This is a genomic window from Nocardioides alkalitolerans, from assembly GCA_038184435.1.
In the GTDB taxonomy this organism is placed as follows: domain Bacteria; phylum Actinomycetota; class Actinomycetes; order Propionibacteriales; family Nocardioidaceae; genus Nocardioides; species Nocardioides alkalitolerans_A.
Genome location: CP116227.1, coordinates 3271371 through 3294500, shown reverse-complemented (window position 1 = coordinate 3294500; position 23130 = coordinate 3271371). Strand labels below are relative to the sequence as shown.

20 protein-coding genes are annotated in these 23130 nt (G+C 74.2%); 4 read left to right on the top strand and 16 right to left on the bottom strand.

Going from position 1 to position 23130, the window contains the following annotated elements:
• Nucleotides 1-21: 21 nt before the first annotated feature.
• Nucleotides 22-2223: an acyltransferase family protein gene (locus tag PIR53_15690; GenBank protein ID WZH51452.1), complete on the bottom strand. Its 2202-nt coding sequence runs from the start codon at nucleotides 2221-2223 to the stop codon at nucleotides 22-24.
• A gap of 87 nt (nucleotides 2224-2310) precedes the next feature.
• Here PIR53_15690 and PIR53_15685 point away from each other — a divergent pair, with 87 nt between their 5' ends.
• Nucleotides 2311-2721, top strand: a complete 411-nt coding sequence (locus PIR53_15685; protein ID WZH51451.1) for a DUF4375 domain-containing protein — start codon at nucleotides 2311-2313, stop codon at nucleotides 2719-2721.
• 18 nt (nucleotides 2722-2739) lie between these two features.
• Here the strand turns inward: PIR53_15685 and PIR53_15680 are convergent, their stop codons facing one another.
• The 10 genes from PIR53_15680 to PIR53_15635 all read right to left on the bottom strand — a co-directional run bounded on the left by PIR53_15680 (nucleotide 2740) and on the right by PIR53_15635 (nucleotide 15180).
• Complete coding sequence (locus PIR53_15680) at nucleotides 2740-4254, bottom strand: DUF222 domain-containing protein (GenBank protein WZH54466.1); 1515 nt, start codon at nucleotides 4252-4254, stop codon at nucleotides 2740-2742.
• A gap of 146 nt (nucleotides 4255-4400) precedes the next feature.
• Complete coding sequence (locus tag PIR53_15675) at nucleotides 4401-5252, bottom strand: NYN domain-containing protein (GenBank protein WZH51450.1); 852 nt, start codon at nucleotides 5250-5252, stop codon at nucleotides 4401-4403.
• A 28-nt stretch (nucleotides 5253-5280) separates the two neighbouring features.
• Complete coding sequence (locus PIR53_15670) at nucleotides 5281-6120, bottom strand: DUF1295 domain-containing protein (GenBank protein WZH51449.1); 840 nt, start codon at nucleotides 6118-6120, stop codon at nucleotides 5281-5283.
• Nucleotides 6117-7472, bottom strand: coding sequence for a cyclopropane-fatty-acyl-phospholipid synthase (locus PIR53_15665; GenBank protein ID WZH51448.1), 1356 nt, complete (start codon nucleotides 7470-7472; stop codon nucleotides 6117-6119). The genes PIR53_15670 and PIR53_15665 overlap by 4 nt, the downstream gene beginning before the upstream one ends.
• On the bottom strand, nucleotides 7469-8884 hold the full coding sequence (locus tag PIR53_15660; protein WZH51447.1) for a cyclopropane-fatty-acyl-phospholipid synthase: 1416 nt from the start codon (nucleotides 8882-8884) through the stop codon (nucleotides 7469-7471). The genes PIR53_15665 and PIR53_15660 overlap by 4 nt, the downstream gene beginning before the upstream one ends.
• The gene (locus PIR53_15655) at nucleotides 8881-11034 is read right to left on the bottom strand and encodes an FAD-dependent oxidoreductase (protein WZH51446.1); all 2154 of its coding nucleotides are present in this window, start codon (nucleotides 11032-11034) and stop codon (nucleotides 8881-8883) included. The genes PIR53_15660 and PIR53_15655 overlap by 4 nt, the downstream gene beginning before the upstream one ends.
• A complete protein-coding gene (locus PIR53_15650) occupies nucleotides 11031-11804 on the bottom strand; it encodes an anti-sigma factor (GenBank protein WZH51445.1) in 774 nt (257 codons plus the stop codon). The genes PIR53_15655 and PIR53_15650 overlap by 4 nt, the downstream gene beginning before the upstream one ends.
• Complete coding sequence (sigK, locus tag PIR53_15645; GenBank protein ID WZH51444.1) at nucleotides 11801-12433, bottom strand: ECF RNA polymerase sigma factor SigK; 633 nt, start codon at nucleotides 12431-12433, stop codon at nucleotides 11801-11803. The genes PIR53_15650 and sigK overlap by 4 nt, the downstream gene beginning before the upstream one ends.
• Nucleotides 12434-12468: 35 nt before the next feature.
• Complete coding sequence (locus PIR53_15640) at nucleotides 12469-13173, bottom strand: fasciclin domain-containing protein (GenBank protein ID WZH51443.1); 705 nt, start codon at nucleotides 13171-13173, stop codon at nucleotides 12469-12471.
• 429 nt (nucleotides 13174-13602) lie between these two features.
• A complete protein-coding gene (locus PIR53_15635; GenBank protein ID WZH51442.1) occupies nucleotides 13603-15180 on the bottom strand; it encodes a molybdopterin-dependent oxidoreductase in 1578 nt (525 codons plus the stop codon).
• 61 nt (nucleotides 15181-15241) lie between these two features.
• Here PIR53_15635 and PIR53_15630 point away from each other — a divergent pair, with 61 nt between their 5' ends.
• A complete protein-coding gene (locus PIR53_15630) occupies nucleotides 15242-16162 on the top strand; it encodes an AEC family transporter (GenBank protein ID WZH51441.1) in 921 nt (306 codons plus the stop codon).
• Nucleotides 16163-16225: 63 nt separating this feature from the next.
• On the opposite strand, the gene PIR53_15625 is transcribed toward PIR53_15630, so the two are convergent.
• The 4 genes from PIR53_15625 to PIR53_15610 form a co-directional block, all read right to left on the bottom strand.
• Entirely contained in the window at nucleotides 16226-16882 is a 657-nt protein-coding gene (locus tag PIR53_15625; GenBank protein WZH51440.1) for an NTP transferase domain-containing protein, read from the bottom strand.
• A complete protein-coding gene (locus PIR53_15620) occupies nucleotides 16879-17670 on the bottom strand; it encodes a GntR family transcriptional regulator (GenBank protein ID WZH51439.1) in 792 nt (263 codons plus the stop codon). The genes PIR53_15625 and PIR53_15620 overlap by 4 nt, the downstream gene beginning before the upstream one ends.
• A 66-nt stretch (nucleotides 17671-17736) precedes the next feature.
• Nucleotides 17737-18510, bottom strand: a complete 774-nt coding sequence (gene fabG, locus PIR53_15615; GenBank protein WZH51438.1) for a 3-oxoacyl-ACP reductase FabG — start codon at nucleotides 18508-18510, stop codon at nucleotides 17737-17739.
• Nucleotides 18511-18514: 4 nt separating this feature from the next.
• Entirely contained in the window at nucleotides 18515-19525 is a 1011-nt protein-coding gene (locus PIR53_15610) for a phosphotransferase (GenBank protein WZH51437.1), read from the bottom strand.
• A 162-nt stretch (nucleotides 19526-19687) separates the two neighbouring features.
• Between PIR53_15610 and PIR53_15605 the strand changes: the two genes are divergently transcribed.
• Nucleotides 19688-21067, top strand: coding sequence for an aspartate aminotransferase family protein (locus PIR53_15605; protein WZH51436.1), 1380 nt, complete (start codon nucleotides 19688-19690; stop codon nucleotides 21065-21067).
• An 84-nt stretch (nucleotides 21068-21151) separates the two neighbouring features.
• On the opposite strand, the gene PIR53_15600 is transcribed toward PIR53_15605, so the two are convergent.
• On the bottom strand, nucleotides 21152-22267 hold the full coding sequence (locus tag PIR53_15600; protein WZH51435.1) for a glutamate--cysteine ligase: 1116 nt from the start codon (nucleotides 22265-22267) through the stop codon (nucleotides 21152-21154).
• A gap of 69 nt (nucleotides 22268-22336) precedes the next feature.
• On the opposite strand from PIR53_15600, the gene PIR53_15595 reads away from it, so the two are divergent.
• On the top strand, nucleotides 22337-23098 hold the full coding sequence (locus PIR53_15595; GenBank protein ID WZH51434.1) for an enoyl-CoA hydratase-related protein: 762 nt from the start codon (nucleotides 22337-22339) through the stop codon (nucleotides 23096-23098).
• The last annotated feature ends 32 nt before the right edge of the window (nucleotides 23099-23130 follow it).

Here is a 23130-nt window from a genome sequence, read left to right as displayed (position 1 = left end):
TGACACGCTGTTGAACCGCGTTCAAGAGGCGGCGGCGGTCTCCGGGACGGCGGTCTCCGGGGCGGGGGTCTCCGGGGCGGGGACCACGCCCAGCGTCGCGAGCCGCTCGGTGAACGCCGGCTGCATGAGCCGCTGGTAGGGCTGCGAGAAGTGGACGAGGTCCACCTTCACCAGGGTGTCGTCGACGAACGCGGGGCAGCGGTCGTCGGCACAGAACCAGTCGCGGCTGTCGACGTAGGTCGCGCCCATCTCCTCGGCCATCGCCGCCTCGGCGTCGCGCATCCCGCTCCACTGGCCACGGACCTTGCTCACGCAGTCCACGGGCGAGGAGAGGAGGTTGTAGCACTCGTCGATGTTGACGTCGGAGGGCGGCGGCGCGACGACGACGGTGCGGCCCACGGCGTCGGCGACCTCGTCGAGCTGGGCGCGGGTGCTCTCCGCCCAGTGCTCGGGCGTGATCGTGCCCTCCTCGCCGACCTCGGTGCGGGGGGCGTACATGTCCGCCACCACGAGCACGTCCGGCCGGAGCTCCTCGACGGCGGCGACGACGTCGGCTTTGCGCTGCTCGCACCCGTCGACGATCGCGGCGTCGGGGTGCTCGGAGAGGAGGTCGGTGAACGGGCAGCCGTAGGCACCCAGGGACGTCAGGCTCCAGCCCTCGGGGAGGGCGCCGGCGAGGAGCGGCACGTAGTTGACCGCGATCGAGTCGCCCACCACCGCGATGCTCTGCCCACCGGCCGCCCGGTCGAGCTCGCCGAACGTGCAGCCCGCCACGTCGACGCCGTCGATGTCGCCGCACGGCATGACGCTGCTCGGCACCTCGCGGGCCGCCATGGCCTCCTCGATGGCCGGATCGAGCTCGGGCCACGCCCCGGCGGCCAACGCCACCCGGATGTCGGTCTGCAGGTCGGCGACGGCGGGCGTGTACTCCGCGTGCGTCTCCGCGTCGATCGCCGCCACGTCCGCGTCGCTCAGCGTGCGCACGCCGTTGTCGGCGAGCACCAGGGAGGGCATCACGGGCGCCGCGGCCAGGGCGAGGAGGAAGACCCCCGTGTACGCCGGGCGCAGGAGACCCTTCCTCCCGGCGCGCGCCGGGCGCGGCGTACGGCGGGGGAGCCGCCACGGCGCAGACCGCAGGGGCTGCTCGACGAGGTGGTAGGAGTGCGCGGCGAGCACGAGCATCACGACACCCAGGCCGGCCAGCACGACCGGGGAGTCGCCGAGCACCACGACGCCGAGGATCGCGACGGGGAAGTGCCACAGGTAGAGCGAGTAGGAGATGTCGCCGACGTAGCCCGCCACCGGGTTCGTCAACGGGAGCAGGAAGCGCTGCTGGCGACCCCGCTCGGCGAAGGTGCCGGCCGCGATCACGAGGGCCGTCGCGACGACGGGGAGCGCGGCGGCCGGCGCGGGGAAGCCGGCGTCCTCGGTGACCAGCCACAGCGAGGCCGTCATGCCGAGGAGCCCGCCCCAGGCCAGCACGGGACGGACCGCGTCGGGGATGCGGGCGCACAGCGGCGCCGCGACCGCGACGAGGGCGCCGAGGCCGAGCTCCCAGACGCGGGTGAAGGTGGAGAAGTACGCCGCCGACGGGGCCGCCGCGGTCTGGTGCAGCGCCCAGGCGAACGAGGCGAGGACGACGCCGGCCAGGACGACGCCGACGACGAGGCGGTGGTGGTCGGGGCGGGTGGTCGTGTGCGGGGTCGTTCCGGTGCGACGGCGGGTGCGGGCCGCGAGGAGGGCGAGGACGCCCAGCATCAGCCACGGCCACACGAAGTAGAACTGCTCCTCGACCGCCAGCGACCAGTAGTGCTGGAGCGGCGAGACCGGGCCGTTGGCCGCGAAGTAGTCCGTCGCCTGCGTCGTGAACCGCCAGTTCGCGCCGAAGAACAGGGCCCAGAGGCCGTCGGTGGCGATGCTGTCGGCGCGCAGCTTGCCGACGAGGGCGTAGGACAACGCCACCGTCACCGCCAGCACCAGGATCGATGCCGGCAGGATGCGCTTGGCGCGGCGGCGGTAGAAGCCGGTGAAGGAGATCGTGCCCGTGCGCTCGTGCTCGCGCAGCAGGATGCCGGTGATGAGGAAGCCGGAGATGACGAAGAAGACGTCGACGCCGACGAACCCGCCGTGCGGCCAGCCCAGCAGGTGGTCGAGGACCACGGCTGTCACAGCGAACGCGCGCAACCCCTGGATGTCGCGCCGCTGCGTGCTGGCCTGGTTCAACCGACGTTCCCCCTTCGTGCGGACTGCGGCGACGATAGTGCGTGAGTCGGGGCCCGCCGGGCCAATCGGGAGGGAGTGGCGGACGTGGTGGAACGGGACAGGGAGAAGGTCGCGGTCGACTTCTGGAACGAGTGCACGGTGCCGCGGGACGCGCTGGCGGCCCCGGTCGACCGCGAGCGGTGGGACCTCGGCGCGCTGGTCGCACTGGTCGGTGTGGTGGGCAACGGAGGCCTCCTCGGCATGATCGAGAACAACCGCGAGACGAGCGGACCGTTGGTCGCCGACGCGCTCACGGCTCTGCGTTCCGTGGGGCTGGTCGAGGCGGCCGACCTGCTGGCGCGCGCTGAAGCGGCCTACCTCGACATGCGTCCGAACGACTGCCACGACGACCTCACCGAGGAGCAGGAAGAGCTCTGGGACGAGCTCGACGAGGCCTGGTGGCCCATCGGTGAGGAGATCGAGCGGGTCGTCGCCGAGCGCTTGGCCTCGCTGGGCTGACGTCCCCGCCGGGCGGGGTCACTCGCGGCGGGTGAAGCGGAGCTTGCCGGTGCCGAGGCGTTCGACGAGGTAGAGCGGGTCGTGGATCTGGTGGTGGTGCTGGTCGCAGAGGAGGCAGCCGTCTTGCACGTTGGTGTGGCCGCCGTGCGCCCACGGGGTGAGGTGGTGGGCGTGGCACTGGTGGGGTGGTCTCGTGCAGCCCTCGGCGATGCAGCCTTTGTCGCGGATGGCCAGGGCGGTGCGCATGGCCTTGGTGTGGAAGCGGGCGGTGCGGCCGAGGTCGAGGACCTCGCTGTTGCTGCCGAGGACGGCGGGGATGATCCCGGCCTCGCACGCCAGCCGCCGCGCCTCGCCCGCGCTGAGGGTGCCGCCGGTGTCAAGCGATGCGGCCGCCAGACCATCGAGCAGTGACTCGAGCGTCATGGTCACGACGACGGTCGCACCCGTCCCGCCCGCGGCCGGGAGGTCCTTCTCGTCGAGCATCTCCAGCAGCTGCTGAAAGGCCTGTCCGTAGCGCTCCGGCGTCGGGCGGCCGGTGACGAACCGCTGCTCGGGGTCGTCGTTGGTGTTGAGATGCTTCGGGGCGGCGTAGGCATCGAGGGCCTTGCGGAGCATCGCCCCGTGCAGCTCGGGCAGCGTGAACCGTCCGTGGACCTTGCCGTGGCCATCGGAGACCATCGACAACCGCGACACGGCTCGGGCCTCGCGTTCCTCCCGTTCGAGCAGCGCGGCCTCGTGGGCTTCGCCGACCTCGGGGGCGATGACGGTGAGAATCTTCTTGCCCAGGGCTCGCAGGGCCTTGGCGTCGTGGTCGGCGGCGAACCCGACGAGCGTCTCCTCTGCCTGCAGTCGCAGCTCGGCCGGTAGCTCGTCGGGGAGCGCGTCGAGGGCCTTGACGATGACGTCCGCCTGTTCGGTGTTCACGGTGCCGTTGAGGCAGCCCGGGCCGAGGTGGGTGGCACAGCGGCCCGCCGTGGCCTCACCGATGCGGGCCAGACGGTAGGCGTCGCGACGTGTCACGGCGGTCGCGTTCGCAAGCCATACCGCGGCGGTAGAGGCGCCGTTCTGCCGGTAGAGCTCGACCTCCTCGGCGTGCTGCACCAACACGGCCACCAGCGCCGACGCGCGCGCGGCGAGCCGGTGCGCGTCGACCAGGGCGATCCCGGTCTGCGGCGCACTCAGCCACCCAAGCCCGGTCCGCCCATCGTCCGCGAGAACGGCCGTGGCCCCCCGGATTGCCTCCAGCACCGGATGCCCCATGTCGACCGCACCGGGACTCGAGGCGACGCCCGGCACCACCCACCCAGGCTCCGGCTCCGCGGCCGGCTCCGCGGCCGGCTCAGGCGCGTCGTACTGGCTCTCGCCGCGCCGCACGATCCGGCACCCGCGCGTCGCCTCGACGGGCCATTCCCCCGTGGTGAACGCGTGCTCCAACCAATCGGGATCGGGCAGATCGACCAAGAAGTCGGCAGGGGGCTCCGGCACCGGTGGCCCGAAGCCATCGGCGTCGCCCGTTGAGCAGACCCCCGTCATGGCCACCACTCAACCCGCACCCACCGACAGTTCTGAACCACGCCGGACAAGCCGCCGTACGAGCTGTGGACAACCCCGAGACCCGCCGCCGTTCGACCAAGCTCGACGCGAACGCCGCGCCGAACAACCCAACTCGACGCGACGACCTACCGCGCGAACCACACGTGCTGGTTCCGCTCGTCGGTCTCGACGCCCTCCTGGGCGCGGACGTAGGCGGAGAACGAGTCGAAGCCGAGCGTCGTCTCGTCGAAGCCCGGGCTCATGCGCACCAGCACCTGCTTCAGCACCGACAACGGCACCTTCTCGTCGCTGCGCTGCTTCTGCACGAGGTTGACGGCGCGGCGGAAGAGCTTGGAGTACGGCACGGGGCGGGCGCGGTCGTCCGTGTCGGGATCCTCGTCGGAGGCGGTGCCCCCGCCGGCGGTCGCGGGCGGCGACGCGACGGCCGGCTCCACGCCGGGCAGCGCGTCGTACCGCTTGAACTCGTCGCAGGCGGCCTCCCAGTAGCGGCCGATCGACCCGGCGACGCCCACGCCGACGACGGACCGGCCGAGGCGCTTCGCCTTCTGGGCCACCGCCACGTAGTCGGAGTCGCCGGCGGCGACGAGCACGTGGGTGAGGTCGGCGTAGCGCGTCAGGTCGTCCACCACGTCCGTCGCGAGCCGGATGTCGGCGCCGTTCTTCGTCCCGGACAGCGGGAACAGCTGCGTGAGGTCGATCGCGCGGGACGTCAGGTCCCGCGCGTAGGAGGAGAAGGCGGGCGAGGCCCAGTTCGCGTACGCCCGGCTGATCGCCACCACCCCGAGGGACGCCGCGTAGTCCACGATCGCGTCGACGTCGAGCCGCGAGGCCTCCAGCCGGGGCGCCACCACGGGGTCGTCCGCCGCCGCGTGCACCACCCGGTCGCGCTGCCAGGCGTGGCGGCCGTGGACCGCGTCGTACTGGGACGCGACGAGGTTCTCGAAGTCGACGTACAGGGCGACGCGCGGTTCGGTCATGCCCCGATCCTGCCGGATCCGCCGAGCGTCAGGCCGCCCGACGCGGCGGCCGCGGGACGAACATGGACGTCCGCGCGGCGTACTCCGGGTAGCCCGGGCGCTTCATCATCTCGCGCTCGAGCAGGCGCGCCCCCGTGGCGAACGCCAGGAAGTAGGTCATCGCGACGGGTGCCACGAGCGTGGCCAGCCCCGCGACCCAGCCCGAGCCGAGGCCGCCGACGAGCCACAGACCCCACCAGACCGTCGCGTCGCCGAAGTAGTTCGGGTGCCGGGTCCAGGCCCACAGGCCGGTGTCGAGCACCGGCGGGCGCTCGGCCTTCGGGATCTCCTTGTACGCCGCGAGCTGCGCGTCGCCCACGGACTCGAACGCCAGCCCGACCGCGAACACGACGAGGCCCACCACGATCGGCCACCGCTGCCACGACGACTCCGGCACCGCGACGGCCGCGCCGACCACCACGGGCAGGGCCACGACGAACATCGCCACGCCCTGCGTCACGAAGACCCGCGTCACGGCGTAGGAGAAGGGCTTGTCCTCCATCAGCTGCGCGTAGCGGGGGTCCTCCGGCGGCGTCTCGCCCGGCCCGAGCAGCCCGTGCGCCCGCGAGCGGATGTGCCACGCGAGGCGTCCGCCCCAGACGGCGACGAGCAGCACGACCAGCCAGCGGTGCGCGACCGTGCCGCCCCCGCCGGCGTCGACGAGGGTCGCGACCACGGCCGCGACCACCGCGACGAGCACGAACCCGGCGCCCCACACGACGTCGACGACGGCCAGCCGCCCGACCCGGCGGGCGACCAGCGCGGTGGCGGTCATCAGCACCGCCACCATCACCGCCGCGGCCACGAGGGCCGCGACGAGCGCGCTCACCAGTCCCGGCGCGGCGGGAGGCTGTGCGCGGCTCCCGGACGCACCATGAGGATCTGGTCGACGCCCATGCGGCCGTCGCGGAACGCCATGCGGCCACCGACGAGGTAGAGCCGCCAGACCCGCACGACCTCCTCGCCGACGAGCTCGGTCAGCCGTGCCTCCGCCTTGGAGAACCGCTCCATCCAGGCGTCGACGGTCCACACGTAGTGCTCGCGCAGCGCGTGCACGTCGCGCACCTCGAGGCCGCCGGCCTCGAGCAGGTCGACCGTCTCGCCGACGGGCCGCATGTGCATGTCGGGCGCGATGAACGACTCGATGAACGGACCGCCACCGGGGTGGCCCTTGCGGCCGCCGGAGCGCGACATCTGCTGCACCAGCACCCGACCACCGGGCTTCACGGCGTCGTGGAGCACCTTCGCGTAGGTCGGGTAGTTCTGCTGACCGACGTGCTCGCCCATCTCGAGGCTCGCCACCGCGTCGAAGTGCCCGGCGCCCGAGGCGGCCTCCGGCACGTCGCGGTAGTCCTGCAGCCGGATCTCCACGCGGTCGCCGAGACCGCGCTCGGCGATCCGGGCGTCGATGAACTTCTTCTGCTCGGCGGCGATCGTCACGCCGGTGACCTTCGCGCCGAAGTGCTCCGCGGCGTAGAGCGACAGGGAGCCCCAACCGCAGCCGACGTCGAGGAACGTCGCGCCCTCCGTCAGCCCCACCTTGCGGCAGACGAGGTCGAGCTTGTCGGCCTGCGCGTCCTCGAGCGTGTAGCCGGGCGTGCTCGGCGGCTGCGTGTAGTACGCCGAGGAGTAGGCCATGTGGTCGTCGAGGATCAGCGAGTAGAACTCGTTGGAGAGGTCGTAGTGGTGGCTGATCGCCAACCGGTCCCGCAGCTTCGAGTGCAGGCGACGGCCGAGGAGCGCGTTGAGCGGACCGCCCACCTGCGCCTGGCTGCGCGGAGCGCGGGGAGGGAGCCCGACGGTGCCGGTGTCGACGGCGGCGCGGAGGGCCGCGACGTACGCCTGCGGTCCCGGGCGCACGCCCGACAGGTTGCGCTCCGCGACGACCGACCACGCGTGGGTCAGCGCGTCGTCGAGGTCGTGGTGCACCTCGAGCTCGCCCGTGACGTACGCCTGCGCGGCACCCAGCTCCCCGGGGTGCCGCACGAGGCGGCGTACGGCGGCGGGGCTGCGCAGCTCGACCAGGGGCGCGTCGACGGGACCGGCCTCGGAGCCGTCCCAGGCGCGGAGGCGCACGGGGAGGTCGCCGCCCACGAAGGGCCGCAGGGCCTCGGCGAGGCGGCCGGCCACGCCGGAACCCGAGCCGGACGAGGACGAGGACGAGGGGGTGGTGGCGGTCATCGACCGGCCTCCTTCTCCAGCACCAGCTGCTGGACGTCGATGTAGCCGGAGGCGAAGCCAGCGCGGGAGTACTCCAGGTAGAAGTGGAACATCCGCGCGAACGTCGCGTCGAAGCCCAGCCCGGACACGTGCTCCGACCAGGCGGTGAGGAACTGCTCGTCCCACCGACGCAGCGTCTCGGCGTAGTGCCCGCCGAAGGACAGCCGGTCGGCGCCGCCGAGCAGGCGCAGGGCCGTCTCGTCGCGGGTGATCTCGTCGATGACCTGCACGGAGGGCAGGAAGCCGCCCGGGAAGATGTACTTGTGGATCCAGGTGTAGGTCTGCCGGGTCGCGAGCATGCGGTCGTGCGGCATGAGGATCGCCTGGATGCCGGCGCGACCGCCGGGGGCGAGCACCTCGTCGATCTTCGCGAAGTAGGTGCCCCAGTAGTCGTAGCCGACCGCCTCGATCATCTCGACCGACACCACGGCGTCGAAGCCGCCCTCGGGGGCGACGACGTCGCGGTAGTCGCACAGCTCGACGTCGACCCGGTCGGCGAACCCGGCCGCCGCGACGCGCTCGCGGGCCAGCGCCTGTTGCTCCGTCGACAGCGTCACCGAGTGGACACGCGCACCGCGGCGGGCGGCCCGCAGTGAGAGCTCGCCCCAGCCGGTGCCGATCTCGAGCAGGCGGGTGCCCTCGCCGACGCCGACGGCGTCGAGGAGCCGCTCGATCTTGCGCCCCTGCGCCTCCTCCAGCGACGCGGGATCGCGGGGGTCGGGCGAGGTCGCGACGTGGTGGGCGCCGACCGCGTCGACCCGCGGGATCGCCTGGTGCTCGAAGAGCGCCGAGGAGTAGCTCATCGTCGGGTCGAGGAACGCCTCGAAGAGGTCGTTGCTCAGGTCGTAGTGGTGCGCGATGTTGGCGCGGCTGTTCTCCTGCGAGCTGACCTGGTGGGACGGCGGGCGGGAGACGTACGCCGACCGGAGCTTCTGCATCCACCGCGGCACCAGCGTGGGCATCTGGGCGGCGAGCACGGTGAGCACGTCGCCGAGCGCGCCCCTCGTGCCGCCCTCGGCGGGCGACGGCACGTCCCAGGCGCCCGTCAGGTAGGCCTCCCCGAAGCCGATGAGTCCCTGGCGTCCGAGGCGGGCGAAGAACTCGTCGGGGCGGCGCAGCACGAGCTCCGGGCCGCCGCGGCCCCAGACGGGCGCGTCGGCGCCGGGACCGACGCGGACGGTGAGGTCGAGCCGGTCGACGACGCCGTGGAACAGCACGCGCGCGACCCGGGCGTACGCCGCCGCGCGGGGCCCCGACGGCACGACGTCGAGCCCGGGCCACCGCGCGGCGTCGACCCGCACGGGGGCCGGGGGCACGGTGGGGGCGGACGCGGACGCGGAGCCGTGGGACGACTCGGGGATCTCCGTGGTCATCGGACACCTTCCTGGTGGTGCGCGGGGCGCGGCTGGATGCGCAGCCGACGTGCCCACAGTGTGATGCCGTGCAGGCGGATGAGGAACGACGCCCGCAGCGTCGCGGGGGCCGCGCGCCACGAGGCGCTCGGCCGGGGGTCGGGGCGACCGGTCAGCGACGCGCTGAACGTGGCCCCGTCGTCCGTGCGGAGGGTGACCGCGACGTGCAGCCGCCCGTCCGGCCCGGCGCTCGGGGTGGGCACGGCCACCGCGTAGGTGCCGTCGGTGCCGTGGAAGGGCGAGACGTACATGGCCTTCGTCGTCTCGGCCCGCCCGGACGCGTCCGGGTGCACCAGGTAGGCGTGACGGTCGCCGTAGGTGTTGTGCACCTCGACCACCACGGCCACCGGCACGTCGGCGAGCGTCTGGTCGCCGGCGAAGCACCAGAAGACGCTGATCGGGTTGAAGCAGTAGCCGTAGGCCCGCGGCTGTGCCGCCATGAGGATGCGGCCCCGGTCGCCGCCGCGGGCCAGCTCGATGCCGTGGAGGTCGAGGAAGGCCTCGACGTTGGCGCGCAGCGAGCGATCCGGCTCGCCGAGGTGGTCCCGCGCCTCGAAGCTGCCCCGGGCCCAGGCCATCCGGCCGTGGTCGGGCAGGTCGTCGAGGTCGATCACCCAGGTCGACGAGGTGTGGGCGAAGCTGCGCTTCCACGGCCGCCGCCGGGTGTGCCGCACCGTGGTGCGGTAGACGGTGCCGGCGGGGTCGGTGCCGGCCGGTGCCCCCGGACGACGGGCCGCGTGCCGCCCGCGCCCCGCGCTGGCGTCGTCCTCCGGCCAGCCGAGGCCGAGCCGGGTGACGGCCTGCAGGCCGGAGCGCGCGCCGTCCTCATGGAAGCCCCACCCGTGGTACGCGCCGGCGAAGGCCACCCGCGGGGTCTCGCACTCGCCGAGCCGGGCCTGGGCGGCGACGGACTCCCGCGTGTAGAGCGGGTGCTCGTACTCCATCGTGTCGACGACCTGCGCGGGGTCGACGAGGTCGAGCCCGCCGAGCGTGACGAGGAAGCGCGTGTCGGGCGCCCCCGGCAGGTGCGGCACCCGCATGAGTCGGCTGAGGTCGTAGGTCAGCGTGACCGGCCCGCCGCGCTCCTCCACCGACGGCAGGTCGGCGAGGGTGGCGGGGTCGCGGCGCAGGTAGTTCCACGACGCGCGCGCCTTCTCCTGCCGCGGCAGGAGGGACGCGTCGGTGTGGAGCTGCGCGGTGTTCGGCGTGTAGGTGATCGCCCCGAGCAGCTCGCGCTGCGCCGGGGTCGGGGCCGCCAGCATCGCCAGCGCCTGGTGGGGGTGCGTGGCCACGACCACCGCGTCGTACGACGCGACCTGGCCGTTGCCGTCGGTCACCCGCACCTCGTCGGGGGTCTCCTCGATGCCCGTCACCTTGGTCCCGACGCGCACGTCGGGCAGCCGGGCGGCGATGCGCGCGACGTACTCCCGCGAGCCGCCCGAGACCGTCCGCCACTGGGGGGAGCCGAAGATCCCGAGCATGCCGTGGTGGTCGAGGAACCGGAACAGGTAGCGCGCCGGGTAGTCGAGCGCCTGCGCCGGGTCGGTCGACCACACGCAGGCGACGAGGGGCTCGGCGAAGTGGGTGCGGAACGTCGGCGAGAAGCGCCCGGCGTCGAGGAACTCGCCGAACGTGACGCGGGCGTCGACGTCGCTGGCCTCGGACTCGAGCAGCCGCCGGGCGCGCCGGTGGAACCGCGGGATCTCCGCGAGCATGCGGAGGAACGCGGGCCGCGTGGCGTTGCGCCACGTCGGGAACAGCCCGGCCAGCTTCAGGGCGCCCGCCCACTCGAGACCGTGCGGTCCGGCGGAGTCGTCGCGGATCGACATCGACATCTCGGAGTCCTGCGTCGCCACGCCGAGCTCGGCGAAGATCCGCAGCAGCACCGGGTAGGTGCGCTCGTTGTGCACGATGAAGCCGGTGTCGATGGGCACGAGCTGCTCGCCGCCCCGCCCGTCGGGCACGGGGACGAGGTGGGTGTCGGCGTGGCCGCCGAGCCGCGCGTCGGCCTCGTAGAGGGTGACGTGGGCGCTCTTCGACGCGACGTACGCCGCGGTCAGGCCGGCGACGCCGGAACCCACCACGGCGAGACGCCGGGGGGTCCCGGTCATGCGTCGTCGAGGGCGAAGAAGGCGACGGGGGGCATCGTCGGCTCCTCGGACCCGTCCGGCGCCGGCTCGACGGTGATGCCGACGGCCTTCGCGCCCGAGCCGTCGCCCTCGAGCAGGACGGTGTTGTCCTCGCCCTCGGGCATGAGGCCGGCGCGGACCATGTCGCCGTCGCTGTCCTGGTACCAGAGCTCGTAGAGGTGACCGCTCGGCGCCGCGGGCATGCCGTCGGTGACGACCACGGCCTTGCCGAGCGACGGCGACCAGTGCACGGCGGCCTGGGTGCCCTCGGGGAGGGTCGTCGAGGCCTCGACGATCTGCACGTCGGAGGCGGTGAGCACCTGCTCGACCTCGCTCGGCTCGGGATCGGCCTGTTGGGAGGTGCCGTCGGTGGCGTCGTCCAGCTGGCTGATCCCGACACCGACGCCGCCGGCCACGATCACTGCCGCAGCAGCTGCGACCAGCGCCGTGCGAAACCGACGCCGCCGCAGCGGCACCACCGTTCCGTGGGACCGGTCGTCGGCCTCCGGACCGTGGGCCACGAGGGGCGGGAGCGGGCGGACCTGGGTGATGCCGGCCAGCACCGTGGCGCGCACCGCCGGGGACGGCGCGGTCTCGGTGGTGGCGGGGAGCAGGGCGGCCGCCTCGCGCAGGGAGTCGACCTCCTCGCGGCACGTGGGGCACCCCTCGAGGTGCTCCTCGAAACCGGCGCGCTCCTCGTCGGAGAGCGCGTCCACCGCGTAGGCGCCCGACAGGGCGTGGATGTCGTTCACTGTCCCACTCCCATCGCGTCGCGCAGCCTGATCAGGCCGTCTCGGATCCTCGTCTTCGCGGTGCCCACGGGCAAGTCGAGCATGGTGGCCACCTCGGTGTGCGTGTAGCCCCCGAAGTAGGCCAGCTTCACGGCCTCGTGCTGCACGGGGGTCAGCGCCTGCAGTGCGGTGCGGACCCGCTGGGCCTCCAACGACGCGTGGGCGGCGTCCGCCGTGGCGTCGTGGTCGATCGGCTGGGTCTGCTGGTGGTACGACGTGTCGCGGCGGGTCGAGGCCTCCGCGGAGCGCACCCGGTCGACCGCCTTGCGATGGCCGATCGTCATGAGCCAGGAGAGGGCGGAGCCGCGTGCCGGGTCGAACCGGCTCGCCATGCGCCACACCTCGAGGAACACCTCCTGGGTGACCTCCTCGGCCTGCGCGGGGTTGCGCACCACGCGGAGGACGAGGCCGTGCAGGCGCGCCGAGGTCGCGTCGTACAGCTCCGCGAAGGCCTGCTCGTCCCCCAGGGAGGAACGGTGCAGGAGCTCCGCGAGACGCGGTCCCACCTCATCGGGCAGGTCGGCGGCCGGGCCACGGCCGCCCGTGCCCTCCGGCGGATCGCCGGAGGGCACGGAACGGAGGGTCGTCATGGGAGAAGTGTCCCTGGTTCCTCAGTGCTGCGTGGTCACTCGGTGGTGGCCGGCGGCATCAGCACGGAGTCGATGACGTAGACGGTCGCGTTGGCCGTCTGGATGCCACCGCAGAGCACGGTCGCCTCGGTGCCCTCGGCGCCGACCGTCATGCCGGACGAGTCGCCCTCGACCGTGACCTCGGGGCCGGCGAACGAGGCGTAGGTGCCCGCGATCTCGTCGGGCTCGAGACGCTCGGGGAGCACGTGGTAGCCGAGGATCGCGCCGAGCGCCTCCGGGTCGGCCGTCAGCGACTCCATCGTGGCGGGGTCGATGGCCTCGAAGGCGGGGTTGTACGGCGCGAAGACCGTCAGCGCCTCGGCGCTGTTGAGGGTGTCCGCGAGGCCCGGCACGATGCCGACCGCGCCGACGAGCTCGCTCAGCAGCGGGTTGTTGCCCGCGGCCGTGGCGACCGGGTCGACGGTCATGCCCTCGAGGGAACCGGCACCCGAGGCGGGGATCTGGTCACAGGCCTCGCCGAAGGTGGTGTCCTCCATGGCGCCGTCCGACGACTCGCCCATGCTCGGGTCCTCCGACATGCCCGCGTCGGACGACTCGGAGGTGTCGGGGCTGGAGGTGCCGTCGTTGGAGTCGTCGCTGCTGTCGTCGCCGCACGCGGCGAGGCCGACCGACATGGTCAGGGCGAGAGCAGCGATCCCGCTCGCGCGGCGGACCGTGGAGCGGCGGTTGAGAGTCTTCATCGTGCTGACCTTCCTGTCGTGGTCCCGCTCCCCTACCGGCACCTGGGGGATGTGCCGGTCGCGGCGGGCTTACGAACGTTGTTCGCCACCCCCGGTGGGATGGATTGGTGGGGGTGGAAGTTTTTTTCGGGTTTTCCTGGGCGCCCGTCGGCGGGGCGCGGAACTGTGCGCCTGGGGCGGTCCGGGTGCGGTGGGCCTGTCCCATCCGCACATTTCGCGGCGGCGGCGCGTCGGCGCGGCGGCGCGGCGGCGCGGGTACGGCGCTGGGCCGGCCCCGCGCCGTACCCAAGACGTCATGCGCCCCGGCGCCTCGGGCCACCGCTCCGCATGACGCCCGCACATGACCCGTGGCGGGGACACCCCTCGGCTTGAGGTGTCCCCGCCACGGGCGAGGGGGGCGGGCCGGTGCGGCCCGCAGCGCACGGATCGTCAGGCGACCATCACCGCACGGGTGTGGTACCCGCTCGAGCCCTCCGGGAACGGCGACATGCGCACGTCGGTCTGCACCTCGCCGGTCTCGTCGGTCGCGCGCACGGTGAAGGCGTGGTTGCCGGAGTCGCTGGCGTCCCACTCGTAGTACCACTGCCGCCAGTAGTCGACGCCCGCGTCCGGCCCGAGCGTGGCCTCCTGCCACGCCCCGCCGTCGATCTGCACCTCGACCTTGGCGATGCCGCGGGTCTGCGCCCACGCGACGCCGGCGATGACGACCGTGCCGGGGTCGACCGTCGTCGCGGCCTTCGGCACGTCGATGCGCGAGGAGATCTTCACGGGGGCGTCGGTCGCCCAGTCGCGCTCGGTCCAGTAGGCGACGTCGTCGTCGTACGTGGTCAGCGTCAGCTTCGTCAGCCACTTCGTGGAGCCGACGTACCCGTAGATGCCCGGGATGATGAGCCGCACCGGGAAGCCGTGCTCGCGGGGCAGGGGCTCGCCGTTCATGCCGACCACGACGAGGGCGTCGCGGCCGTCGGTGGCCACGTCGAGCGGGGTGGAGATGGTGAAGCCGTCGACCGCGGTCGAGAGGATCTGGTCGGCGCGGTCACCGACGCCCGCCCGGTCGAGGATCGTCTTCAGGGGGACGCCGAGCCAGCGGGCGGCGCCGACGTACTGGCCGCCCACGTCGTTGGAGACGCAGGTCATCGTGATGTCCCGCTCGACCATGTCCATGTCGAGGAGCTCGTCCCACGTGATGGTGAGCTCGTTCTCGACGTCGCCGTCGACGGTCAGCGTCCACGACTCGTGGTCGACGACGGGCACGGTGAGGTTGATGTCGACGCGGTAGAACTGGTCGTTCGGCGTGCGGAACGGCGACAGGTCGGGGATGTCGAGGCCCTCCGGGAGCGCCGGTGCCGCCTCGGCGGGCTTCGGGAGCACGATGTTGCCGATCCGGGTGCGGACCGTCGAGATCCACTGGCCGACGGAGCCGGCCACGACCGCCGTGCCGGCGAGCACGCCGGAGGCGATGAGCACACCGCGGCGGGTGGGTCCCGTCGTACGGCGCGCGTCGGGGTCACCGTCGGGGTCGATGCCCGTCGTGCCGTCCGCGGGGGCGGGAGCGCCGACCGTCGCGCGGTGCCACCACCACAGGGCACCGCCGCCGGCGAGGGCGGTGGCGAGGGCGGGGACCACGTCGAGCGGACCGGCGGTCGGGCGCAGCAGCGCCAGCAGCCCGGCGACGCCGACGAGCACGAGGAGGAGGACGAGCCCCACCGCGAAGCGCCGTCGGGCGATCACGCCCGCGACGGCCGCGAGCAGGAGGGTCACCGCCAGCACCGAGCCGATGAGGATGGGCTTGTCGGCCGTGCCGAACTGGGCGACCGCCCACTCCTTCACCGGGGTGGGGGTGAGGTCGATGACGGTGGAGCCGACGGCCAGCACCGGGGAGGCGGCGGGGTCGGTGAGGGCGGCCACGAGGTGGCCGACGGCCATGCCGACGATCGTGGCGAGCACTCCGCCGGCCGCGGCCAGCAGGATCCGGCCGCGACGGCGAGGGGGTGCGCTGGTGTCCATGGGGGTGGTTCGTCACGGGCCGTCGGAGGGATGGGTCCGATCGACGGATAGCGTTCGCCCCGTGACGGCGGTGCTCGAGGGGTTCACCACGATCACCCTGCTCGTGTGCCTCGGCCTGCTGCTCGCGCACCTCGGGATCATCGACCTGCCGGGCCAACGGGCCCTGTCGCTCCTGGCGTTCTACGTCGCGAGCCCCGCCCTGCTCATCACGGTGCTCGAGGACTCCGACATCGGGTCCCTCTTCACCGGGGCGCTCCTGGCGTCGGCGGCGGCCGTCCTGGTGAACGTGGTGGTCTACGTGCTCCTCGCGCGGTTCGTGTTCCACCGGGACCTCGCGCACACCGTCGTGGGTTCGTTGTGCGCCGCCTACGTCAACGCCGGCAACCTGGGCATCCCGATCGCCGCCTACGTGCTCGGCGACGCGGCGCTCGTCGCGCCCGTGCTGCTCATGCAGCTGCTCGTGCTGCAGCCGCTCGCCCTGACGGTCATGGACGTGGCCGTCGCCGAGGAGCGGCTGTCGGTGTGGCGGATCGTCAGCCGGCCCCTGCGCACGCCCCTGACCGTCGGCTCCGTGATCGGGCTCGTGCTCGCCGGCACCGACCTCACCCTGCCCCGCCCCATCCACGACCCGCTCGAGCTCGTCGCCGGGATGGCGGTGCCGTCGATGCTCATCGCGTACGGCGTGTTCCTCCGCCTCGGCCCCCGCCCCGGCCTCGGCGACGCCCCCGAGCTGGGCCTCATCGTGGGGCTCAAGCTCGTCGTCCAGCCCGTCGTCGCGTGGGCGGTCGGCGCCTACCTGCTGGGCCTCGAAGGCACGCCCCTGCTGGCCGTCACCGTGATCTCGGCGCTGCCGACGGCCCAGAACGTGTTCGTGCACGCGACGCGGTACGACCGCGGGGTCGTGCTGGCCCGCGACGTCGTCTTCGCCTCCACCGTGCTGTCCGTCCCCGCCGTGACGCTCGCCGCTGCCTTGGTGGCGTAGGGGGCGGCGGCACTTTCCCCGGCTGACCGGGGAACACGCCACTTTGACCATCAAATTTGATGGTCAAAGCGGTCGGTTCCCCGGCTGACCGGGGAACCGACCAGACGGACTCCCCTCATCCGGAAGAGCCTCGACACGGAGCCGGGCGGCGTCGTCCCAGCTGTCGACGTCGCCGGCCTCGTCGGCCCGCGCCGGCACGGTGGCGAGGTCCAGCGCGTCGAGCAGGCGGTGCAGGGGCAGACCGGACCGGTCCGCGGGCGGCGGCGCGACGCGGTCCACGGCCGCGCGGCGCAGGACCATCGCCAGCTGCCGCCGGCCGGTCGCGTCCACGAGCGCCGCCCCGTCGAGTGCCGGCCCGGCCCCCGCGGCCGCGAGCAACCGCGCCACGGTGCCGCGGTGGAGCAGGGGCATGTCGACGGCGAGCACCACCAGCAGGTCGGTCCCGGGCGCCGAGGCGGCTGCTCCGGCGAGCAGGGCGGCGGCGGGCCCGCCGTACGCGGGCTCCTCCCGCACGAACCGCACCCCCGCGCGGCCGCCCGCCGGTGGGTCGCCCACCACCACGACCTCGGCGCAGTCCGCACAGGCGGCCAGGGCGCGGTCGAGGAGCGTCGCGCCGTCGTGCCGCAGGTCGGCCTTCCGCACGCCGCCGAGCCGCGACCCGCGGCCCCCGGCGAGCACGATCCCGCCGATCCCCCCAGGCCTCCCGTGCAGCCCGCTCATCCCGTGCCCAGCCCGATCTCGATGACCCCGTCGGCGGCCCGGTTCTCGACGCGGTCGACGCTCCGCGCCGTACGCCGCGCGACGAGCCGCACCCGGTCGGCCCGGAAGAGGTCGTCGGAGAGCTCGAAGGGGGTGCCCTCCGCGGTCGCCGCGACGCGGGCGACGTGGAGGAGCGGGGAGCCGGTGGGTACGGCGAGCTCCCGCGCCTCCCGCTCGTTGGCGCGCACGACGGTGACCTGCTCCTCGGTCACGTCGGGTCGCAGCCCGTAGACGGTGTCGAGCAGCGCGTAGAGCGACTGCTCCAGCGGCTGCGCGAGCAGGTCGGGCACGAGGGCGGACGGGAAGCGGGCGACGTCGAGCGAGAGGGGCAGGCCGTCGGCGTACCGGACCCGCTCGACCTCCACGACCGTCGCCCCGGGCTCGAGCCGCAGGGTGGCCGCCTCCGCGTCGCCCGCGGGACGCAGCACGGATCCCAGCAGCGCGGTCGCCGCGGCGTGCCCCGTCGCGTCGAGGCGCTCGGGCAGCCCCAGCCGCTCGGCGGCCTCGCGCTCGACGAGCCCGGCGCGCACGAAGGTGCCGCCGCCGCGGCCGGTACGACGCTCCAGCACCCCCGCCCGGCCCAGGGGCACGAGGGCGCTGCGCAGGGTGGCCCGGGAGACGTCGAACCGCTCGGCCATCTCCCGCTCGGTGCCGAGGCGGTCGCCGGGCCGCAGGGCGCCCGAGGAGAGGAGACGCACGATGCGGCGGCGCACGTCCTCCGCGACCGCGCCGCCCTCGGTCTCCGGCACGTCGGTCCTCCCTGCTCCTGGCCCGGTCAGGCCCGGTCAGGCCCGGTCAGACCCGGTCGGGCCCCGTCAGGCCACCGCGTCCGGCGACTCGGGCAGCACCTGTCCGCCGTCGACGACCAGGGCGTGCCCCGTGATGAAGCCGGCCTCGCGGCTCGCGAGGAACGCTACCGCGTGGCCGATGTCCGCGGGCGTGCCGAGCGCTCCCATCGGGATCGAGCGGACCATGCCGTCGAGGTAGTCCTGGCCCATGCCCGCCAGCCCCTCGGTCAGCACGTTGCCGGGCAGCACGGCGTTGACGGTGATGCGGGCGGGCGCGAGCTCGAGCGCCGCGCTCCGCATAAAGCCCAGCTGCGCCGCCTTCGAGGCGCCGTAGTGCGACCACCCCGGGAAACCGGTCGTCGGCCCGGTGATCGACGAGGTGAGCACGACCCGGCCGCGGCCTGAGGCCTCGAGCGCGGGGAGCGCCGCCTGGACGGCGTGCACGGTGCCGCCGACGTTGACGGCGAGCACCTGCGCGAGGTCCTCCTCCGTCATGTCCCGCAGCCGGGCCTCGGGGAAGATGCCCGCGTTGGCGGCGAGCACGTCGAGGCCGCCGAGCTCCGCGATCGCCGTGCCGACGACCTCCGCGGCGCCGGCCCCCGTGGCGAGGTCGCCCGCCACGGTGACGACCGAGCGCGCCCCGGCGTCCTCGAGCGTCGTCGCCGCGGCCTCGAGGTCGGCGGCGCCACGGGCGGTGACCGCGACGGCGGCCCCGGCGCGGGCGAAGACGGTCGCGATCCCGAGGCCGATGCCGCGGGAGCCGCCGGTGACGAGCACCTTCACGTCGGAGAGGTCGAACACGGTCTCAGTCCTTCCGGTGGGTGGCGGCCGGCACGGGGAGCCGGAACCACGCGGGGTCGTGGAGGTAGCGGCGGGCCAGGTCGCCGGTGCCCGCGCCGTACGTCGTGCCGAGGGCGAGCGCCGGCGGCGAGCCGGGGTGGGTGCCGAGCCAGGCGGTGAGCATGAGGCGGCGGAGCATGACGAACGTCGGCACCATGGCGAGGTCCTCCTCGGTGAGGGGTCGCTCGGTGAGGTAGCCGGCCAGCCAGGCCGCCGCCGTGGCCTGCGCTCCCGGCTCGTGCTCGATCCACGACGTCACCGTGGCCAGGTCGTAGAGGAACCACCCGAACCCGCAGTCGTCGAAGTCGATGACCGTCAGCGAGCCGTCGTCGCCGACCATGAGGTTCGCGTGGCGCAGGTCGGCGTGGACGAGGCCGTAGCGGTCGCGGCCCTGCCCGTACGCCGCGAGCCGGGCCCGCACGGCGCTCGCGGCCGCGTCGAGCACCGGCAGGTCGGCGGTGCGCACCCCGGGACCGGCGGCCCAGTCGCCCCAGCGGGCGCCGGGGCCGAGGCAGGCCGCGGCGTCCCAGTGGAACCGGGTGAACCCCGCGGGCAGCTCCCAGTCCGTGACGTCGCGGTGCATCCGCGCAGTCACGCGGCCGAGCTCCTCGGTGGGCAGTGCGTCGGGACGCTCCTCCCCGGTGCCGCCGACGACGAAGGTGAAGAGCACGACGTGGCGGTCGCCGTCAGGTCGCGGCACGCTGACGACGCGGCGCCCGTCGAGCGCCGGCACGACCGCGTGGGCGGTGACGGTCCCCGACACCCGCAGCCGGTCCAGCCAGGTGAGCTCCGCGTCGATGGAGGCGGGGGTCTGGTAGCCCGGGCGGTGCACCCGGGCCACGACCCGGTCGGCGCCCGTCCCGACGAGGTACGTCGCGTTCTCCGACAGGCTGAGGAGCCGGCGGGGGGCGTCGCCCGCGCCGTACGCGGGCAGGGCGGCCGCCAGGATCTCGTCGCAGTCCTCGACGCTGAGCATGGGTCCTCCCCGGGTGCGGCGGGACGGTCCCGCTCGGGGACCAGTAGACCGTCTCGATCGACCGGGCAGACCAATTCGTCGGTGGATTTCACGGGTCTGAAACGAGATGTAACAAGGCGTGCAGGCATGCTGGTCGGGAGTTCCATACCAAAAGGAGAATCCGTGGCGACCCGCTCCAGCATCCTCGACGCAAACGCGTACCGACCCGACGCGGACGGTCCCGGCGGCCCGGACGGCAGCCGAGGTGACCTCCTGCGGCGGCGCGCGGCGGCGCTGGGCCCGGCGTACCGGCTCTTCTACCGCGAGCCGCTCGAGCTGGTGCGGGGGAGCGGGTCCTACCTCTACGACGCCGACGGGCGGGCCTACCTCGACGCCTACAACAACGTCGCCAGCGTCGGCCACGCCCACCCGCGGGTCGCCGCCGCCGTGGCCCGGCAGGCGGCGACGCTGAGCACGCACACGCGGTACGTCGACGCGGGGCTCGTCGCCTACGCCGAGCGTCTCCTCGGGCTGCTGCCCCCGGCCGTCGACCAGGTGATGCTGACCTGCACCGGGTCGGAGGCCAACGACCTCGCGCTGCGGGTCGCGGCCGCCGCGACGGGCGGGACCGGCGTGATCGTGACGGAGGAGGCGTACCACGGCAACACCGCGCTCGTGACCGGTGCGTCGCCGTCGCTGGGGCGCGGGGCACCGCGCGGCGAGCACGTGTGGACCGTCCCGGCGCCCGACCCGCTGCGCCGCGCGGGAGTCGACCCGGCGGTCGAGCTGCTCGCGGCGGTGCACCGGGCGCTCGACGCGATGGCGGTCGCCGGGGTGCGGCCCTCCGCGTTCCTCGTCGACTCGATCCTGTCGTCCGACGGGGTGCACAGCCACCCGGTCGGCTACCTCGCGCCCGCGGTCGAGGCCGTCCGCGCCGCGGGCGGGGTGCTCGTCGCCGACGAGGTGCAGCCCGGCTTCGCCCGCACGGGCAGCGCGTTCTGGGGCTTCGAGCGCCACGGCCTCGACCCGGAGATCGTCACGATGGGCAAGCCGATGGGCAACGGGCTCCCGATCGCGGGGATGGCTGCGCGGTCCGCGGTGCTGGAGCCCTTCGCCTCGACGGTGCCCTACTTCAACACCTTCGGCGGCAACCACGTCAGCGTCGCCGCTGCGGCCGCCGTGCTCGACGTGATCGAGGACGAGGGCCTGCAGGAGAACGCCGCGCGCGTCGGAGCGGCCCTCCGCGCCGGCGTGCAGGAGGTGGCTGCCCGTCACCCCGTCGTCGCCGACGTGCGCGGCGACGGGCTCTTCGTGGGCGTCGAGCTCGTGGCCGCCGAGGGCTCGACCGAGCCCGGGGCCGCGCTGGCCGCCGACGTCGTCAACGGCATGCGCGACCGGGGCGTCCTGACGTCGGTGTGCGGGCCGTGGGGCTCGACGCTCAAGGTCCGCCCGCCCCTCGTCGCCACCGAGCACGACGCCGCGCGGTTCGTGGAGGTGCTGGACGAGGTGCTGGCGTGTTCCCCGGCTAGCCGGGGAACACGCCGCTTTGACCATCAAATTTGATGGTCAAAGCGGCGTGTTCCCCGGCTAGCCGGGGAACCGACCGCTTTGCACGTGAACCGACCGCTGGGGACGACGAGCGGGCCGTCACCGCCCGGCGGTACGCCGCGCGAGGTCGTCGACCACGTCCTCGAGCCGTCCCGTGCGGGCGTGCACCGCGCGCTGGGTCGCGGCGCCGCTGCTCGCGAGCAGCCGGGGCACGCCCTGCTCCAGCAGCGCCCCGTCGCCGGCGTCCGTCGCCGCGTCGGCCACCACCTCCAGCACGGCGGCGACCACGTCCGTCGCGGGTGCGGGCTCGTCGTACGGGCGGCCGGGGTGGAGCAGCCGTCCGTCCGGGCCGTCCTTCGCGGCGCGCCAGTGCGCGGCGCGCAGCAGCTCGGTGCGCCACGCGACCTGGGGGAGGGCGTCGCGGGCGGCGGTCTCGACGAGCGCCCGCACGAGCGCGACGAGCACGACCACGTCGTGCCGCTCCGTCATCACGTCGGCGACGCGCACCTCGACGGTCGGGTAGTCGGCGGCGAGCCGCGCCGGGAGGTAGAGCATGCCGGCGTCCCGTGCCGCCCCCGACCGCACGAGCGCCTCGGTCGCGGCCCGGTAGCCGGCCAGGTCCCCGAACGGCTCCGTCACGCCGGCGCTCGGCCACCGCGCCCACTGCTGGCTGCGCCACGAGGCGTGGCCGGTGTCCCGCCCGTCCTCGAACGGCGAGCCGGCGCTGAGGGCGAGCACGACGGGCAGGTACGGCGCGATCCGGTCCAGCACCCGCACGCCCTCCTCCGGCGAGGCGATCTCCACGTGCACGTGCATCCCGCAGGTGCCGGCCGCGCGCACGACCGCGCCGTACCGGTCCGCCATCGCCCGGTAGCGCGCGTCGTCGGTGAGCACGAGCTCGTCGTGGGGGAGCGGCACGGTGCCCGCCGCGACGAGGAGGAGCCCCGCGTCCTCGGCCGCCGCGACGGCCCGGTCGCGCTGCGCCGCGACGTCCGCGGCGAGGTCGGCCAGGTCGGTGTGGGGCTCGGTCGTCAGCTCGACCTGGTGGCGGAAGAGCTCCGCCTCCACCCCGTCCGTACGGCGCTCCGTCACCTCGGGTGCCCGCGCCCGCGCCCGGCGCGTGCGCGGGTCGGCGAGCCACATCTCCTCCTCGACGCCGACCGACCGCCCGCCTCGGGGCGTACGCGGCTCTGGCTGTCCACCGGTGGCTGTCACGTCCTGACGGTACCCACGGGGCGGACCGACCGTGGACGCCCGTGCCTGCCACCGGCAGGATGCGGTGCCATGACCGACGAGCTCGTCCACCTGACCCACGCCGACACCGCCGACGGCCGGGTCGCGACCCTCACCCTCGACTCCCCGGGCAATCGCAACGCGCTGTCGCGCCGGCTCGTGACCGAGCTCCTCGACCACCTCGCGACCACCGACGCGGACGACACGGTCACGGTCGTCGTGCTCCGCTCGGCGCACCGCGTCTTCTGCTCGGGCGCCGACCTCTCCGAGGCCGCCACCGTGCCGATGGAGGAGGGGGCGCGGGCGATGGTCGAGGTGCAGCGCCGGATCGTGGCGCACTCGAAGCCGGTCGTCGTCGTGCTCCCCGGCCCGGTCCGGGCGGGCGGCATCGGCATCGTCGCGGCCGCAGACGTGGTCGTGGCGAGCACCGCGGCCACGTTCGCGCTGACCGAGGTGAAGCTGGGCGTCACGCCGGCCGTCATCTCCCTGACGGTGCTCCCGCGCCTCACCGACCGCGCCGCGTCCCTGACCGCGCTGGGGGGCGAGGTGTTCGACGGGGCCCAGGCCGCGGCGTACGGGCTCGTCACCACGGCCGTCGCCCCCGAGGACCTCGACGCCGAGGTCGACCGCGTCGTCGCGTCCCTGCTCACGGGCGCCCCGCAGGGCCTCGCCGCGACGAAGGCGCTGCTCAACGCGCCGCTGCTGGCCCGGATCGACGCCGAGGGCGAGGCGATGGTCGAGCTCAGCGCGCGGCTCTTCCGCTCCGACGCGGCCCGCGAGGCGATGACGGCGTGGTTCTCCCGCTCCCGCTGAGCGGGTCCGGCGGGTCCGGCGGCGGGTCCGGC